This is a genomic window from Paraburkholderia sp. SIMBA_030 (assembly GCF_046535245.1).
Classification (GTDB): Bacteria; Pseudomonadota; Gammaproteobacteria; order Burkholderiales; family Burkholderiaceae; genus Paraburkholderia.
Genome location: NZ_JAWRXB010000228.1, coordinates 1 through 318, shown reverse-complemented (window position 1 = coordinate 318; position 318 = coordinate 1). Strand labels below are relative to the sequence as shown.

1 pseudogene is annotated in these 318 nt (G+C 64.2%); it reads right to left on the bottom strand.

Annotation, left to right across the window (positions count from 1 at the left end):
- Positions 1-318 (bottom strand): annotated as a pseudogene (locus tag SB772_RS39780) (LLM class flavin-dependent oxidoreductase); the annotation flags it as partial.

Below are 318 nucleotides of genomic sequence, written 5' to 3'. Positions count from 1 at the left end.
CAGATGATCGCGAAGCGTCTCGCCCTTCAGCTTGGGATCGAAATAGCCGCGGCGCTGCAGGATGGGCAGGACGTGATGCGCGAAGTCGTCGAAGCCCTCGGCGATCACGGGGAAGCCGAGAATGAAGCCGTCGGCGGCCTCGCTATCGATCCAGCGGATGATCTCGTCGGCGATATGATCGGCGGTTCCGATGAAGGCCGTGCGCGGCGTTGCCGCATCGAGCGCTACCTCGCGCAGTGTCAGGCCGTTCTCGCGCGCCGTCTTCTTGATCCGGTCGGTGGTGGCGCGGAAATTGTTGCGGCCGATATCGCCGAGTTC